The sequence below is a fragment of the Aliidongia sp. genome (genome assembly GCF_035943795.1).
GTDB lineage: Bacteria > Pseudomonadota > Alphaproteobacteria > ATCC43930 > CGMCC-115725 > Aliidongia.
In genome coordinates this window covers 1-16,771 of the sequence record NZ_DASZBY010000005.1, presented here as the reverse complement: position 1 = coordinate 16,771, position 16,771 = coordinate 1, and the positions used below count along the sequence as shown (strand labels likewise).

At 62.3% G+C, this 16,771-nt stretch carries 9 protein-coding genes; 3 read left to right on the top strand and 6 right to left on the bottom strand.

What is annotated here, in order from left to right; genetic code table 11:
* Positions 1-198 precede the first annotated feature (198 nt).
* From VGV37_RS00635 to VGV37_RS00625, 3 genes are all read left to right on the top strand, one after another.
* On the top strand, positions 199-2,781 hold the full coding sequence (locus tag VGV37_RS00635) for an ATP-binding protein (RefSeq protein ID WP_326877652.1): 2,583 nt from the start codon (positions 199-201) through the stop codon (positions 2,779-2,781).
* Between the two features lie 56 nt (positions 2,782-2,837).
* Positions 2,838-5,453, top strand: coding sequence for an ATP-binding protein (locus VGV37_RS00630; RefSeq protein WP_326877651.1), 2,616 nt, complete (start codon positions 2,838-2,840; stop codon positions 5,451-5,453).
* Positions 5,454-5,751: 298 nt separating this feature from the next.
* A complete protein-coding gene (locus VGV37_RS00625; protein ID WP_326877650.1) occupies positions 5,752-6,687 on the top strand; it encodes a YeeE/YedE thiosulfate transporter family protein in 936 nt (311 codons plus the stop codon).
* 63 nt (positions 6,688-6,750) lie between these two features.
* Here VGV37_RS00625 and VGV37_RS00620 read toward each other — a convergent pair whose 3' ends face one another.
* From VGV37_RS00620 to VGV37_RS00595, 6 genes are all read right to left on the bottom strand, one after another.
* Entirely contained in the window at positions 6,751-8,124 is a 1,374-nt protein-coding gene (locus VGV37_RS00620; RefSeq protein ID WP_326877649.1) for an FAD-containing oxidoreductase, read from the bottom strand.
* On the bottom strand, positions 8,121-9,632 hold the full coding sequence (zwf, locus tag VGV37_RS00615) for a glucose-6-phosphate dehydrogenase (RefSeq protein WP_326877648.1): 1,512 nt from the start codon (positions 9,630-9,632) through the stop codon (positions 8,121-8,123). The genes VGV37_RS00620 and zwf overlap by 4 nt, the downstream gene beginning before the upstream one ends.
* Positions 9,633-9,888: 256 nt before the next feature.
* Complete coding sequence (locus tag VGV37_RS00610) at positions 9,889-11,118, bottom strand: MFS transporter (protein WP_326877647.1); 1,230 nt, start codon at positions 11,116-11,118, stop codon at positions 9,889-9,891.
* The gene (locus VGV37_RS00605) at positions 11,111-13,798 is read right to left on the bottom strand and encodes an MGH1-like glycoside hydrolase domain-containing protein (protein ID WP_326877646.1); all 2,688 of its coding nucleotides are present in this window, start codon (positions 13,796-13,798) and stop codon (positions 11,111-11,113) included. The genes VGV37_RS00610 and VGV37_RS00605 overlap by 8 nt, the downstream gene beginning before the upstream one ends.
* Positions 13,795-15,876: an amylo-alpha-1,6-glucosidase gene (locus VGV37_RS00600; RefSeq protein WP_326877645.1), complete on the bottom strand. Its 2,082-nt coding sequence runs from the start codon at positions 15,874-15,876 to the stop codon at positions 13,795-13,797. Before VGV37_RS00600 ends, VGV37_RS00605 begins: the two co-directional genes overlap by 4 nt.
* Before the next feature lie 2 nt (positions 15,877-15,878).
* A partial coding sequence (locus VGV37_RS00595) for a GMC oxidoreductase (RefSeq protein ID WP_326877644.1) occupies positions 15,879-16,771 on the bottom strand: 893 nt, incomplete at its 5' end.

Genomic DNA, 16,771 nt, shown 5'->3' with positions numbered 1-16,771 from the left:
CTAAATAAGAACAATAGAACTGATATCCGAGAATGCCCGGCTCGGGGGAGCCGCGGCTTCAATTCTTCGTTATCTACGGAATATTCGGAAGCTCTCAGGGGTTTTTAAGGCCAGAGTGCTGTGTTTCCTGCGATGAAGCGGGATGAAGCGTTTCTGAAAATGTATGACAATGCTTCATTGGCGTGAATTGGTGACGGCATGACGGGAGAGGGGCTGTCTTTCAGGTTCGGACGCTATGTTCTGACGCCCGCGCTGCGGCTGTTGGTGGCAGACGGTGTGCCGGTTCCGCTTGGGCAACGCACCTTGGATATTTTGGCCGCTCTAGTTGAGCAATGGCCGGCGGTGGTGAGCAAGGACGCGCTGATGCAGCGGATCTGGGGCGCCCAGATCGTCGAGGAAAACACGCTGGCCGTCCATGTCTCGGCCTTGCGCAAGGCTTTGGAGGATGGTCGCGACGGAGTCCATCTGATCGGAACGGTGCCGCGGCGCGGCTACCAGCTTCTGACGGCGGTCTTGACCGAGGCGGCGCAGATCCCGCCGCAGCTTCCGGTCTCGGGCAATTTGCCGCGGGTCGAAACGCCGATCGTCGGCCGGGACGCCGAGGTTGAGGAAATCGCCAACCTGCTCGGAACTCAGTCGCTAGTTACAGTGGCCGGGCCAGGTGGGATCGGCAAGACGCGGCTGGCGCTAGCCGTCGCCGCGCATCTGGCGGGAGCCTTTTCAGAGGGCATCTGGTGGGTCGATCTGGCGGCCACGACCGATCCCGACCGCGTGGCGGAAGCGGTGGCGCGTGCCTTGGGGTTGGTGCTGACCGATGAACAACCCCTGGTCCGCCTGGTGGCGGGATTGAAGGGGGCGCGACGCCTGTTGATCCTGGACAATTGCGAGTATGTCGCCGATGGGGTCGCGCCCCTGGCAGTAGCGTTGCGGGAGGCGAGCGGATGCCGGCTGCTGGTCACGTCGCTGGAGCCGCTGGGTGTGGCCTGTGAACAGGTGAAGCGACTGGAACCGCTCGCGGTGCCGTTGGCCGGCGTCACGACAGCTGCCGAAGCGCTGCGGGCGCCCGCGGTGGAACTGTTCATGGCTTGCGTCCACCGGACGGCGCCAGACTTCGTGTTCGGCGACGATAATGCCGAGGCCGTGGTGCTGGTGTGCCGTCGGTTGGATGGTATTCCGCTGGCTTTGGAACTGGCCGCGGCGCGTGCGGCGCTGCTGGGCGCGCGAGCCTTGGCGCGGCGGCTTGACGAACGGCTGCTGGACCTGTCTGGCGACCGCCGCGATGCGTTGGCGAAGCATCGGACGCTCCGGGCCCTGCTCGACTGGAGCTACGGGCTGTTGAACCCGACGGAACAGGTGGTGCTGCGCCGGCTTGGCGTGTTCGCCGGCGGTTGCACGCTCGAAGCGGCCGAGAATGTCGTCGCTGACGCGACGCTGCCGGACTGGCAGGTGGCGCCGCATGTCGCAAGCCTGATCGCCAAGTCGCTGGTCATCGCGCAGCGAACTGCTCAGGGCGCGCGCTACAAGCTCTTGGAAACTACCCGGGCCTACGCGCGCGAACGCCTGGCGGAAGCCGGCGAGGTCGCCGACGTGTCGCGGCTCCATGCCGAATATCTTCTCCGTCTGTTCGAACAGGCGGATATAGCCTCGGAGAAACTTGGACCCGAAATAGCACTGAAGCCCCTCGGACCGGAACTGGACAACCTGCGGGCTGCGCTCGACTGGTGCTTTGGTCCATCGAAGTCGATTGGGCTCGGTCTTGCGCTCACCGCGGCGTCGGTCGAGTACTGGCTCCACACCGGTCGCGAAGCCTTCACGCGCGTGGAAACAGCCTTCGCGCATCTCGATGATACCGCGCCGCCTGGAGTAGCGTCAGCCCTTTGGTACGGGAAAGCGTTCGTCGAATACTCAACCAAGGTGGGAGGCGGCGGCGGGCAAATTGCTAATGACCGCGCCCTTCACTTTGCCCGTCTTTCACAGGAGCCCTACAGAATCATTCGGGCGGGATTGCATTGGGCCGATCCTGTTAAGCGCGATTACGCGACAGTCTATGATGTGCTGGAGGAAGTTAGACAGCTCTGTATAGAATTTGGATTTTATCGATCCATAACCGAGGTGCTCGCAACGCTTGCGGGCAAGTTGGTCAACGATGGCCGCTTGGATGACGCGGCGACTGTCCTTCAGAAATTGCGAGATTCCCCGGAAACAAAAAGCGACCATGATCTGGAAAACAAAGTTAAAATTGCATATGCGAAATTCTATGCTGCGAAGGGAGATTTCGAAAATTGCATCCTGATAGTAAAAATGATGTATTTTGAAAACAGAGAAGATTTAGACTATTTAATTGTAAGACAGGCCGAGGCAGTCTTGGTCAGCTTGCTGATATTGGAAAAAAGATATGATGAAGCATGTGAGATTCTGACTAGCTCTGATTTTGGCGGAAGTGACCAGGACGTTCCGGTTTACGCGTTCAGTTTACAACTACAAATGAATTTTGCGCTAGGAAATTACATGCGTTCGGCGAAAATTCTGGGCTTTTTGAAAAATAATCTTTCCGAATATCGGCATAAAAATACCCTAAATGGCATCATAATTTCTCGATCCGAGGATTTGTTAAATGGATTTGACAATTTAGAATTATTTGAGGAATGGAAATGTGAGGGAGAGAAGTATTCTATAGATGAAATTCGATATCTTTTGAAAAATACACGTCAAGATTTTCTTCTTTATATGCAAGGGCGGCGAGTGCTGACGAATTCCGTCTGCAAGGCCGTGAGCTCATGAGGCCTGCCAGCCCAGCGGAAGCCCGATCTTAAAATTCGTGATAGAGCTTCAATAAGATGAACCACGCCAAAGGGACGATGGACCGCAGGCGGTCTTTTGCATTCGGACGATTTGTCCTGAGACCCGCACTACGGCTGCTGGTCGCCGACGGTGTGCCGGTGCCGCTTGGACAGCGTGCCTTCGATGTTCTGGTCGTTCTGGCCGAACATTGGCCGGAAGTGGTGAGCAAGGACGAGTTCATGCAGCGAATCTGGGGTGGCCAGGCCGTGGAAGAAAACACCCTCGCGGTCCATATCTCTGCGTTGCGCAAGGCGTTGGAGGAAGGCCGCGACGGTGTGCGCCATATCGGCACGATGACACGGCGCGGCTATCAGTTGCTGACGCCGGTATCGATGGAATCGGAGGCGCCTCGGTCGGACGATACCGTGGTATCCGGCAATCTGCCGCGGTCGGACACGTCGATCATCGGCCGAGAGGTCGAAGTTGCGGCGATTGCCAAATGCCTTGAGGCGCAGTCGCTGGTTACGCTGGCGGGCTCCGGCGGGATCGGCAAGACGCGCCTTGCCCTGGCAGTGGGCGAGCACCTGTTCCCGCTGTTTCCAGATGGCGTCTGGTGGGTCGATCTCACCACGGCAAAAGATCCGGCTCGGATCCCGGAAATCGTGGCGCGCGTGCTAGGGCTGCCGTCCGACGCCGAGAAACCTCTCCCGCAACTGGTGGCGAGCCTGCGGGCAGGGCAGCGCCTGCTGGTCTTGGACAATTGCGAGTATGTAGTCGAAGGGGTGGCGGCCTTCGCATCGGCGATGGCGGGTGTGTTCGGGTGCCGGCTGCTGATCACGTCGACGGAGCCGCTAGGGGTCGCCGGCGAGCAGGTGCAGCGCCTTGGGCCGTTGGGCCTGCCGGCGGTAGGCGTGGCGACACCCGAAGCGGCGCAGCGGGCGCCGGCCGTGCAGCTGTTCCTCGAACGGGTCCGGAAGGCTGCGCAAGGTTTCGTGCTTGATCATGACAACCTGGCGGCTGTCGTGCAGGTGTGCCGGCAGCTCGAAGGCGTCCCGCTGGCGCTCGAACTGGCGGCTGCGCGCGTGGCATTGCTGGGCGCGCGCTCCGTGGCACTCCGCCTTGACGAGCAGTTGCTCGACCTGTCGTCGAAGCGCCGCGATGTGGCACCGAAGCATCGAACCCTGCGTGCGCTGATGGAGTGGAGCTACGGCCTATTGAGCGCCAGGGAGCAGCTGGTGTTGCGGCGACTGAGCGTCTTCGCCGGCGGCTGCACATTGGATGCGGCTGAGGCGGTGGTTGCAGACACGGTGGTTTCGGATTGGCAGGTAGCATCGCATCTAGCGAGCTTGATCGCGAAATCCCTGTTGATTGCGGAGCGAACGGCGCAAGGCGCCCGCTACCGGATGCTGGAGACGACGCGGGCTTTCGCGCGCGAACGTCTGGCGGAAGCCGAAGAGGTGGCGACGGTGTCGGGGCTGCATGCGGCGTTTTTTCACCAAGTCTTTGCGGCGGCGGATCTCGACCACGGCAAAATTGCGACCGACGACTGGCTCGCTCGAATCTTGCCGGAGCTGGACAACCTGCGTACAGCCCTCGACTGGTGCTTTGGTGGCGGCGTTCTGATCGCTCTGGGGCTGGAGTTGACGGCCGTGTCCGCCCAATTGTGGCTCTACCAGGGGAACGAAGGCTTGAGGCGCCTCGATCTAGCCTTTTCCCATCTGGACGATGCCACCCCGCCGGCGACGGCGGCGGCATTGTGTCGTGGGAAGGGATGGGTCGAGTTCGCGACCAATGCATCTGATCAGGCGATCCTGGACAACTCCGATCGTACCCTGCATTTGGCCCGCCTGTCAGGCGATCCGCTGACGCTGATCCGCACAGGGCTGAGTTGGGCCAGCGCTCACCGATTCGACGGCGCGCGTGCTCGCGCGATGCTGGACGAGGTCCGGCAGCTCAGCATCCTGCACGGATTCTACAAATATACGGCCGAGGTCGCGATCGACAGCGCCCGGCTGAACATTATCGAGGGCCGCTTCGATGAGGCGGCCCTTCTGATCGACCAGACCTACGATCTGATCGAACAGAATGGCGGGAATGATCTGCATCGAACGGAGCTGGATGTCGCCTCTGCCCAACTCAGTTCCGTAAAGGGGGACCTTGCGGCCTCCCTGTCGAAGCTGAGGGAAATTCTGGCTGCTTCGCTGAAGCGGAAGGATTTCATGCTCGGTAAGCAGACCGAGAACCAAATCATATCGTTCTTGATATTGATAGGGCGGAACCACGAGGCAGCCGCCGTTATGGCCGAATCCGACTTTCGGGTGGAGCAGCGCGATCTGCCGCTCAACGAGGTCTATGCCCGTCTGTTGCTCGTCCTCGCGCTCGATCATCGCGCGCTTGCGGCGCGGATCTGGGGCTTCATGGCGAAGACATGGCCAAGCTATATCGGCAGCCGCACGATCAGCGGGACTATCATCGAGTTGGCCAGACGCAAGATACGTGAACTCGCCGACGATGATCTAATCGACGGGTGGATCCTCGAGGGCGACAGCATCTCCTCCAGCGAGGCGAATTTCCTGCTGCAAAACGCCGGGGCGGAGTTCTCGACGCTGTTCGGCCCAAAAAAATGCGAGACCTTGGCATTTCCGAAGCGACCGCGCCAACACAAGATTTGAGGAGAACGGAGCCCAGCTTCAACGGGGCCGAAACAGCCAGGCAAACCGCCTCGCCGATCGCGGCCTCCGCCACGTCAAGTGTGAGCGCCATGGCCAAAGATGGTGACTGCCAGACTTTCCAGCCCGATGCTGATGACCTGGACACCCACGCATATTTTTTCCAATCTTCTTTGACTATCGATTTGATTTATTGAAATAGATTTCGCCATCGAAGTATTGTCTCGGCCTCTATTGTGCCCGATGAAAACGTCGGGTGCCGGGTGACGAAACGGGCGGAATCGGTCGGGTTGTGAGCAGAATGGCGACGTTGATCTTTTCCATTATCTGCGCGGCCACCTTCGGATATGCATCCCAACGCGGCGGATTTTGTGTGACGAGCGCCGTCACAGCCGTGATGGAGAATCGATCGGGGCGCCTCTTCCTGTCGTTTCTCCGGTGCAGCCTTTGGGCGGCCTTATCGATCACGCTAATGTTCTGGGTGGGTGCCGGCGCCGTTCCGATGGCCAGCTATCCACCCACATTTTGGTCGGTGGCAGGTGGGGTCCTGTTCGGTGCCGGTGCCGCGATCAATGGCGGTTGTACGTTCGGCACGCTGAACCGGCTGGCGGCAGGCAATCTCAGCTTTCTCGTCAGCATTCTCGGAATGCTGTTCGGGGCCTGGGCATCGCATGAATTACCAATCCCCGGGATAATTCCGCTTGCGAGCGGGACCAGCATCCTCGTCGAACCCTCCAGAGAAAGCGTGCTCCTGCTTGCTTTGATCTCGGTAGGCTGTCTTCGGGAACTGGCGCTCATCTGGCGCAAGAGCGGGCGCGAGCGCGGTACGCCCGAACAGGCGGCGGTCGTACTCGGGGTGTGCGGTGGCCTGCTCTATGCCCTGGACGAGACATGGGCCTATCCACTCAACCTCGACCGGCTCGCCGAAGCGCTGAAAAGCGCACAAGCGCGGGATATCGCGCTTTGCGCCGTCTCAGTGGCGGCGCTGGCCGGCGCTGCGATTTGCGCTTGGCAGGATGGGAAATTCCAGCTGCGGCTGCCGTGGCGTCCGATACCGCGCAGGCTGTTTGGCGGCGTCGCGATGGGCATCGGAACGACGCTTATTCCCGGCGGAAACGGGACACTGTTGCTCCAGTGGCTTCCGGCACTCTCCCCCCATGCGCCCATCGCTTATGCGGCCCTTGTCTTCGGTGCCGCAGCCTCGCTCGGCTGCTTTCGCTCCCTGCGAAAACCTTGATGCTGCGGCAAAGTCGCGGTCGCATCCAGGCTCGTGGCGGAAGCGATCTGGCCGGACTGCGGGTTATGGGCGCAACTCGCCGAGTACCGTCGGGATCAGTTCAGACACCGTCGGGTGGATATGGACCGTTTGCTGCAGCGTTCGGTACGAGGCATTCGCGGCCATCGTGTCGAGAATGCTGTGCACAGCTTCGTCGCCGCCAACACCCAGGATGGCGGCCCCCAATATTTTGTCGGTGGCGGCATCGACCACGATCTTCATGAAGCCCTGGGTCTCGCCCTTTTCGACCGCGCGCCCAACGCGCGTCATTGGCCGCATGCCGACGCGGATCGAGCGGCCGGCTTTTCGCGCTTCGCCTTCGCTCATACCGACGCGGCCCAGCGGCGGGTCGATGAATAGGCCGTAGCATGGGATCCGGTCGCTGACCTTGCGCGACGCGCCATCGAGCAGGTTTGCCGCAACGATCTCGAAGTCGTTGTAGGCGGTGTGGGTAAATGCGCCCTTTCCATTGCAGTCGCCCATCGCCCAAATGCCGGGCGCGCTGGTCCGCAGTTCGTCATCGACGACGATGAAGCCGCGCGCATCGGTCGCCACACCGGCCTTGTCCGTCGCAAGATCGTCGGTGTTCGGGCTCCGGCCAACCGCAAGCAGGACATGCGATCCTACAATCTCCGGCGGTCCGGCCGTGCAGTTGACGCCGACGGCGACGTCAGCGCCGCGGGGCTCAAACCTGATGCATTCGGCCCCGGTACGGACCGTGATATCTTCGGCCTCGAGGATAGCCTTTATCGCGGCAGAGATATCCTCATCCTCGCGCTGAACCAGTCGAGGCCCCCGTTCGATGACGGTCACGGCGCTGCCGAAGCGCCGGTACATCTGGGCGAATTCGAGGCCAATATAGCTGCCGCCGACGACGACGAGATGACGGGGCAACCGATCGAGTTCCAGAATCGAAGTGTTGGTCAGATAGGGCACGTGATTGATGCCTGGAAAATCCGGTACCGTCGCCCGACCGCCGACATTGATGAAGATCCGGTCGGCCGAGATCAGTGCATCGCCGACCCGGACTCTGTGGCGGGACTCGAACTGGGCCTGCCCTTCGATGACGGTGCAACGATCCATGCCTTTCAGCCATGTTTCGATGTTGTGTCGTGCCGTCGCCGTGACGACATCCTTGCGCTCCTTCACCGCGGCCATATCGACCGCGACCCGGCCGCCGATATCGATGCCATACTCAGTCGCTCGACGCGCCTGATGGGCGACCTTGGCGCTGGCGACTAGCGCCTTGGTCGGCATGCAGCCGTTGTTGACGCAGGTGCCGCCGAAGAATTTGCGCTCGATCAGGGCTACGGTCATGCCGGCAGCGGTCAGCCGGCCCGCGAGTGCGGGACCGGCCTGGCCGGCACCGATGACGATGGCATCGAAGTGCCGGATCATGGCTTCGGCACTTGCGCCGCGAGTTCGTGCCAGACGCGCCCATCGCGCGCGAGCAACTCGTCTGCAGAGTCGGGACCCAGACTCCCCGGTGCATAGAGATCGGGCTTGCCGCTGGCGGCCCAGAGATCCAGGAACGGCTGCACCGCAGCCCAGCCGGCCTCGATCGCGTCGGCACGCTGAAATAACGTCTGGTCGCCGATGAATAGATCGTAGAGCAGGGATTCGTACCCGACTTGATGGGCAATGTCGAAGCGGTCGGCGTAGTGGAAATCCAGGTTCACCGGCACCGCATCGACCGCCAGGCCCGGCCGCTTGATCAGGATGTCCATGCTCAAGCCCTCGTCGGGCTGGATGTGGATGATCAGCCGGTTCGCCGGCAGGCTGCCAGCCGGCGTCTTGCCGAATTGGGCGAAGGGCACCGGCTTGAAGGCGATGACCACCTCGGTGTTGCGGGCCGCCATTACCTTGCCCGTGCGCAGATAGAACGGCACGCCGGCCCAGCGCCAGGTATCGATCAACAGCTTGAGCGCGACGTAGGTCTCGGTGCTGCTGTCGCCCGCGACGTTCGGCACCTCCGTGTAGGCCGGCACGGCGGTGCCGTCGAGCTTACCGGCGGCGTAGGCGCCCCGAACCCCGCTTCGGGCCGCTTCCTCTGGCGAGTAGGTGCGGATTGCCCGCAGCACCTTGCCCTTCTCGTCGCGGATCGCCTCGGCGTCGAAGCTGTTGGGCGGCTCCATCGCCACCATGGCCAGCAGTTGGAACAGATGATTCGGCACCATGTCGCGCAGCGCACCGGTGCTGTCGTAGAACTTGCCGCGCGTGCCGACGTCGACCGTCTCGGCGGCAGTGATCTGAACATGATCGATGCAGTCGTTGGTCCAGAGCCGCTCGATCATCATGTTGGCGAAGCGCGCCGTCATGATATTCTGGACAGTCTCTTTGCCCAGGAAATGATCGATCCGGTAGACTTGGCTCTCCGACACCCGCTTCAGGATTCGCGCGTTCAGCGCGCGGGCAGACGGCAGGTCTTGGCCGAACGGCTTCTCGATCGCAATCCGGCGAAATGCCGTTGGCGTCTCGTCCAGCAGCTTGTTGTCGGCCAGTTTGTCGACGATGTCGCCGAAGAAGCGCGGCTGAACCGCCAGATAGAAAGCAGCATTGCCGGTCGACGCATGGGCAATCCACTCGGCGATCTGCCGATAGACCGCGTCTGCGGTGAAGTCACCCTGGATATAGTCGATGCGGCTACGCAGCTGTTTCCACGCTTCGCCCTTCTCGACCGCGCCTTCGCCGCCGGCCTCCGGGGTGAAATCGTCGAGCGCCTTGCGTAGCGTCGCCCCATCTCCCGGCTCGATACCAACCCCCAAGATACGCAGACCGTCTTTTGCGAGCCCCAGCCGCGTCATGTTGATCATCGCCGGCACAAGGAGCCGTCGGGTCAGATCGCCCGATGCGCCGAAGAGGACGAGCGTAACCGGCGGTGCCGGCGGGACCTGGACGGGGTTCATGAGATAGCTCCCATAAGTGGGTAAGTAGACAAGCGAGGCCGGAACATCGGGCGCCTCAAACGGAAAACAGAACGAGAGATGATCACGACGCTAGCGGTCTGGGGTACATCGATTGCGGGCTACTCATGGGGCTCTCCCGATGTATAGGGATGTGCCACGGTGCCGGTGAAGCCAAAGATCTTGTCCAACGCGCTGAATGGCAGGAACAGCAGGACAAGACAACATCGGACAGCCAAAGTGGCGATTGCTGTAGTACTCATGATGTCGATAGTGTCCGAAGCCTGATCGCTCGAACAACGAACCCGATCAGGACCAACGCTAAAACAGGGTAGATCACCGAAGCCCGGTAGAGCTGCTCCAGTGACAGCACGTCGCGCAGCCCGCCGATGACGAACGATGCAATGCCGACCCCGACCATCAGTGCCGCCGTCAGCATCGACGCGATGAAGGCGACTGCCTGCGGGAAGCGTGCGGAGGCTGTCGCGACCGTCAATGGAAAAAACGCAGAGCAAGCCAAGCCAGCCAGGGCGAACCCAAGGATCGCGGATGTTGGCGTCGCCACAATCGGCAGCATCAGAAACGCTCCGATCATCAATATCGGTAACAGCGCCCAAGGCACCATCGGCGCTATGCGCAGCAGCAGGGCGGACACCAGCAACCGGCCAACGACCAACGCGGCCCAGAAGGCCGCCAGCGACGAGGTGGCGACACCATCGGAGAAGCCCCGGGATTCATGGACGTAGATCACGGCCCAGTTCGAGAATGTGCCCTCGGCGAAGGCATAGACAGCGGCGATGCCGAGGAAGAGCCAGAATTCGGGGGCCGAGGTCGGCTTGATCGTGGCGGCTCGGGCTGCGGCCAGTGGTGGCGCGTCTTCTGGGAAGCCCACGCCGGCCGAGAGTCCCAAGAGCGCGAGGCAGGCGACCGTCAGTCCCAGTGGAAAGGCTAGCCAATAGCCTCGCATCGCCAGGTATCCGACCAGCAGCGGGCCGAGGGTAAGCCCGATGCCCATCACCGAGTGCAGTGCCAAAATCGCGCTTCCGCCGCGGGTTGGGAACAGCAGCCGGGGATAGCTGTTGAGAGGACCGCCGCCCAACCCGAAGCCGAGGCCAAGCGCCGCGGTGCCCAGCAAAATTAGGGGATAAGCTAATCCGATTGGGACCGCAGCACTTACCGCGAGCAACAATTGGGAAAGGCCGTTCGCTAGCAGGGTAACGACGAAGATCGTAACCAACCCCAGCCGGTTGACCAGGGATCCGCCGGCGAGTGCGCCCAACACGGCGCAGGCGACCTGAGGCAGGAAGATGGCACCGTACTGGCTATCGGATAGGCCGTTCATCTGCTTTAGAATGGCGCTGCTCGCCGGAAAGCTGACCAGGGTCAATCCCTGAAACAGCGCCGCCGCATAGACGACGGCGACCGCGGCCTTGCCGCCCCGCGCGGAATGCCGGTTGCGCAAGACCGCATGCGTGAGGATGTCATACATGCTCGCGCTCCTTGTCGGCGGACGGCTCGGTCTCCGCCGGCTCGTCCAGCGCCGGCGCTTGTGGATAGGCTTGCAGCAGCAGTGCGACCAACGCGGTCCAGCCGGTCTGATGGGAGGCGCCGACGCCGCGTCCGGTATCTCCGTGGAAATATTCATAAAACAGGACATGGTCACGGAAGGCGGGGTCGGCCTGGATGGTGCTGTTGTCACCCAGCACCGGGCGCCGACCGTCCTCGCCGCGAAGGAACAGCCGGCTGAGGCGGACGGCCAGTTCCTCTGCGATTTGGCCCAAATGCAGGAGGTTGCCCGACCCAGCAGGGCATTCGACGCGGAAGTCGTCGCCATAGTAGCTATGGAAGGACCGCAGGGACTCGATCAGCAGGTAGTTGACCGGCATCCAAATCGGCCCGCGCCAGTTCGAATTGCCGCCAAACAGGCCGGAGGTTGATTCACCCGGCGTATAGCTCACACCGAAATGTTGGCCGTTGTGCTCGAACTCCAGCGGATGCCCCTCGTGATACTTCGACACCGCGCGGATGCCGTGGTCGGACAGGAATTCGGTTTCGTCGAGCATGCGGCGGAGCAATGCTTTCAGCCGATGACCGCGCAGCAGAGACAGCAACCGACGCTCGCCCATGCCGGGCTCGGTCCAGCGTGAGACGAGTGCAGCCAGATCCGGACGGTGGTTGAGGAACCAGCGCAGGCGCCGCGAGAACGCCGGCAGCTTCTCGAAGATCGAGGAATCGATGACTTCTACCGCATAGATCGGGATCAACCCGACCATGGAGCGGACGCGAAGCGGGACGCTGGCCCCACCCGGCAGCTTCAGGACGTCATAGAAGAACTGGTCCTGCTCGTCCCACAGCCCCATGCCGTCGCCGCCGATGTTGGTCATGGCCTCGGCGATGTAGAGGAAATGCTCGAAGAACTTGGTCGCGATATCCTCGTAGACGTGGTTGTCCTCGGCAAGCTCGATTGCGATGCGCATCAGGTTGAGCGAATACATCGCCATCCAGGCGGTCCCGTCCGACTGATTGATGGTACCGCCTGTCGGAAGCGGAGCCGAACGGTCGAACAGCCCAATATTGTCGAGCCCGAGGAAGCCGCCCTGGAAGATGTTGCGGCCGCCGGCGTCCTTGCGGTTCACCCACCAGGTAAAATTCAGCATCAGCTTGTGAAAGACGCGTTCCAGGAAGGCGCGGTCGCCGACACCCTGCTGCGCCTTGTCCATCTCGTAGACCCGCCACGCCGCCCAGGCATGAACCGGCGGGTTCACGTCGCCGAAGGCCCATTCATAGGCCGGTAGCTGGCCATTCGGATGCATGTACCATTCGCGGGTCAAGAGAACGAGTTGGCTCTTGGCGAATTCGGGATCGATCAGCGCGAAGGTGACGCAGTGAAAGGCGAGGTCCCAGGCCGCGTACCAGGGGTATTCCCATTTGTCCGGCATCGAGACGATGTCGGCGTTGTTGAGATGCATCCACTCACTGTTACGGCCGTGCTTGCGTTCGGCTGGCGGGGCGGGTTGGGTCGGGTCGCCCGCCAACCATCGGGGCACGTCGATGTGATAGAATTGCTTCGACCAGAGAAGGCCGGCGAGCGCTTGACGCTGGACGAGCCGGGCGTCGGGATCGGCGATCCCGCTCTGCAGCGCCTCGTAGAATTCATCGGCTTCGACCTTCCGCTTCGCGAACAGGCGGGCGAAATCCTTGAACGGATCCTTCGCTTGGCCTTCGGGCCGCAGTCGCAGGCGCACTCGTCTGGCGCCCAGTGCCGGCACGGTGAGCTTCGTCAGAGCTGCGCATTTGGTACCCTGGCGCAACGGATTGATGGCGCCGCGGTCGCCCGACACCACGTAGTCGTTGATACCGTCCTTGAAGAAGCCCTGAGCGTCGGTGCCGAACAGCCGGCGGGTGTTGGTCTCGTTCTCGCAGAACAACAGCTCGTCGACCTGGTCGATGCTGAGCCGCAGCGACGTGGACTTCGGGTAATGTGCTGCTACCGACCCGTCCGGCATGGCCATCAGCACCGGGCGCTCGCTGCCGGCGCTCCAGGACCATGTGTTGCGCGCCCAAAGATGCGGCAGCACCGAGAGTGTCGCCGGCACATCCGCTCGGTTCTCGATCGTGATCTGCATCAGGATGTCATCGACGTCGGCCTTGGCGTATTCGATCGTGACGTCGAAATAGCAGCGATCGGCGAACACGCCCGTATCGATCAACTCGTACTCGGGCGCTCCATTGCCGCGCCGGCGATTTTCCGCGACCAGGTCGCCATAGGGGAAAGCTCGCTGCGGATATTTATAGAGCATCCGCATGTAAGAATGGGTCGGCGTCCCGTCCAAATAATAATAGAGTTCTTTGACGTCCTCGCCGTGATTGCCTTCCGAATTGGTCAACCCGAACAGACGCTCCTTCAGAATAGGGTCCTGCCCGTTCCACAGCGCCAGGCCCAAACACCAATGCAGCTTTTCGTCGCCGAACCCCGCCAACCCGTCTTCGCCCCAGCGATAGGCGTGACTTCGGGCATGGTCATGGGGCAGATAGTCCCAGGCGGTGCCGCCCGAACTATAGTCCTCCCGGACGGTGCCCCATTGACGCTCGCTGACATAAGGTCCCCAGCGCCGCCATTTGGCTTCGCCGCGTACGGCCGCATCGAGCCGATCTTGTTCCGCTGTCATTGCGCCGATTTCCGCTGTGATGGACCGGAGGGTTTTTGTTCTTCTTCATTCGCGGCCCGCTCCAGGCGCAACCACGCATCGAGCACGCAGGCGACCGACCATGCTTGGGCGGGACAGCCGCGCGGCAGGTGCGGTTCAGCCCCGTCCAGGATCTCGCTGACGGTTCCGAGGCCGGCGTCGAACAGATGGTCGCGGATCGGCGACAAGCGCTGCTGCGCGGTTCGCGCATCGACACCGGTCCGATGTTCAGCCAGGGCATAGTGGCCCAGCAGCCAGACCCAGACCGGGCCCTGGTGGTACGATCCGTCGCGTTCCAAGACGCCGCCCTGATAGTGCGGCTTATAGGCGGGGTCCGCCGGGTCCAAGGAACGCAACCCGTATGAGGTAAGCAGACGGTCGCCGACCGTGCCAACCACCGCCCGTTGCGCCGGTTTGTCGAGGGGCGAATGCTGCAGGCTGACGGCGAAGATCTGGTTCGGCCGGATGGTCGCATCGATGCCGGCCGGTGTGTCGAGCACGTCATGAAGCCCGGCACCGTCCGTCCGCACAAAGCGCTGAAAACCTTCGCGAGTCCCCTTGGCCAGCGTGCGATAAGGGGCGGAGTCATACCCCCCCTTGTCGGCAAAATCGGCCATGATACAGAGCGCGTTGTACCAGAGTGCCGCGATCTCGACCGGCTTGCCCTGGCGCGGCGTTACGACCCAATCGCCGACCTTGGCGTCCATCCAGGTCAATTGCACGCCGGACTCTCCGGCGTAGATCAGCCCGTCGGCCGGATCCATGTGGATGCCGTAGCGCGTGCCGTCGCGATAGGCGTTGATGATCCCGGCCAAGGTCGGAAATACCTCTGCGACCGCTGCCCAGTCGTTGGTCGCCTCGACGTAGGCGCGCCAGGCCTCGACGTACCAAAGGGCGGCATCGACGGTGTTATATTCTGGTGTATCGCCGGCGCCGGGAAAGACGTTCGGCAACATGCCGCGATCGACGAACTCGGCGAAAGTCGCGAGGATCTTTCGGGCGCTCTCGAACTGACCGCAGGCGATCGTCAGCCCAGGCAAGGCGATCATCGTGTCCCGGCCCCAATCGCCGAACCAGGGGTATCCGGCGATAATGGACCGCCCGTCGGTCACTCCCTCCACCGTCCGCTTGAAGACGAAATCGTCGGCGGACAGGATCAGCCGGCGGACCCAGTCCGGTGCGCCGACGAACGCCGTATGGCTCTGTTCGGCCACGGCAAGCAGGCCTAGGTCCCGGTCGAGCGCGCGCTGCATCGATTGCGATAGCTTCGCTACCGGCTTCTCTCCCAGGCTCGCCGTGACACCGACCCATTCGCCGGGTTTCAACTGCAGCAGCGCCTCGCCGACGCACAGATGATTGTCGCGGTCGGGCAGACCGCGTTCCCGTTCCGTCGGCAGATCGAAATTCGCGATCCAGCTCGTCCGCGGTTCGATGGCCCCGCCATCCGTCAGAAAATGCAGTGCGAACCAGCTTGGGAAACCGACGGTGAGGCGCGCGCCTTCACCGGTGACGGCGGGCGCGAATTCGCCGGCCTCGGCAGACGCGTGATGGTCCCGCGCGTTGGCTAGCAATCGGATACGCAGCTGTAGCGGGTTCCCCGACGGCGATGGGTCCGACAGCCGATAGGCAAGGCAGGTCGTGTGCTCGCCCCGTTCCATCCAGATCCGGGCTTCGAGCGTTCGGTGCCCGATCGCGTAGCGCCACACCGGCATGCGCCCGTCGAGGTGAAAGGATTCCAGGTGTAAATACCCAGATGGATCGACCACGCCGCCGTCCCAGCGGTTGGTATAGAGCGGGGTCTCGCGTTGATCTTCGACCAGGCTGGCGTCGGCCTTGGCAAACACCAGATGCCGACCAAGCGGGGGATTGACCGGAGCAATCAGCAGGCCGTGATAGCGCCGAGTCAATGTCCCCGCGACGGTCCCGGCGGCGTAGCCGCCCATGCCATTGGCCAGCCACCATTCACGCCGCTCGGCCTGGGCAAGATCGCCGCAGATTTCTCGGCCGAACCGGATCGGGTTCGGTTGATCGCGATCGGCCTTGGAAGCGCGCTTTGCCATGCTCAGCTCTCGCGCCTCAGCCGGGCTTGCAGATGATCGCTCAGCCTCAACCCCCAGGCATAAATCGTCAGCGCCGGATTAACCCGCCCGGACCTCGGCATAACCGAGCCGTCGGCGACGTAAAGGTTGGCCATGCCGTGAACCTTGCCGTTGCGATCGACCACTGAGAATGTCGGATCACTCCCCGCCATCAACGTGCCGCAGGCGTGGGCCGTGTTATCGACCGGCATGCGCTTCACGAAGCCGGCGTAGCCGCTGCGCAGCAGCTGATGCTCCAATGTCCGGATCAGGCGCTTGTGCTCCGTCTCTGCCGGCGGCAACCGATCCCGGTCGTAGTCGATCACGCCATAGCGCGCGTCCGATCCCGACGGTGCGAGGCGGTTCTCCGGATGGGAACCGTCCTCGGTGGTGATCCAGAAGCCATAGGCATGACGTCCAGCGAAGTCGGCGACCCAATGGGGTGCCGCACGCGGGAGCTCCGGCGCGATCAATTCGCCATCGAGCCAGCCGAGGTTCTGGACCGAACTATGTGGGAAGCCGTCATGAAACAGGATCGTGGTTTTGCGCAGCAGGTCCGTGATCGGGCCAGCGGAGAAGACGATCAAGGCGCTGTTCAGGTGGCATTTGTAGTTGCGCCCGATGTTCAGCGCGGCCGGAAGCTGGGCCGTCAGATTGGCTTCATCGAAATAAGCTTGCAGCATTCGCGGGGAATTGAGCGCGCCCCCCGCCAGAACGACGATGCGGGCGCTATAAGTCGCGCCGTCGGCACAGACGACGCCGGAGACTTCCTCCGGATTGCCCGGTGCGCCCGTAAGTCCGGTCACGACGGTGTCGGTCAGAAGCTTCAGGTTTTCGCAAGACTGCACGCGATGCAGCAGGCAGAATTCGGCATCCG

What these genes read in the sequence shown, in the direction of transcription:
- zwf (WP_326877648.1), bottom strand. Translation starts at nt 9,632, where the DNA reads ATGAACCCCGTCCAGGTCCCGCCGGCACCGCCGGTTACGCTCGTCCTC.
- VGV37_RS00630 (WP_326877651.1), top strand. Translation starts at nt 2,838, where the DNA reads ATGAACCACGCCAAAGGGACGATGGACCGCAGGCGGTCTTTTGCATTC.
- VGV37_RS00625 (WP_326877650.1), top strand. Translation starts at nt 5,752, where the DNA reads ATGGCGACGTTGATCTTTTCCATTATCTGCGCGGCCACCTTCGGATAT.
- VGV37_RS00605 (WP_326877646.1), bottom strand. Translation starts at nt 13,798, where the DNA reads ATGACAGCGGAACAAGATCGGCTCGATGCGGCCGTACGCGGCGAAGCC.
- VGV37_RS00600 (WP_326877645.1), bottom strand. Translation starts at nt 15,876, where the DNA reads ATGGCAAAGCGCGCTTCCAAGGCCGATCGCGATCAACCGAACCCGATC.
- VGV37_RS00610 (WP_326877647.1), bottom strand. Translation starts at nt 11,118, where the DNA reads ATGTATGACATCCTCACGCATGCGGTCTTGCGCAACCGGCATTCCGCG.
- VGV37_RS00620 (WP_326877649.1), bottom strand. Translation starts at nt 8,124, where the DNA reads ATGATCCGGCACTTCGATGCCATCGTCATCGGTGCCGGCCAGGCCGGT.
- VGV37_RS00635 (WP_326877652.1), top strand. Translation starts at nt 199, where the DNA reads ATGACGGGAGAGGGGCTGTCTTTCAGGTTCGGACGCTATGTTCTGACG.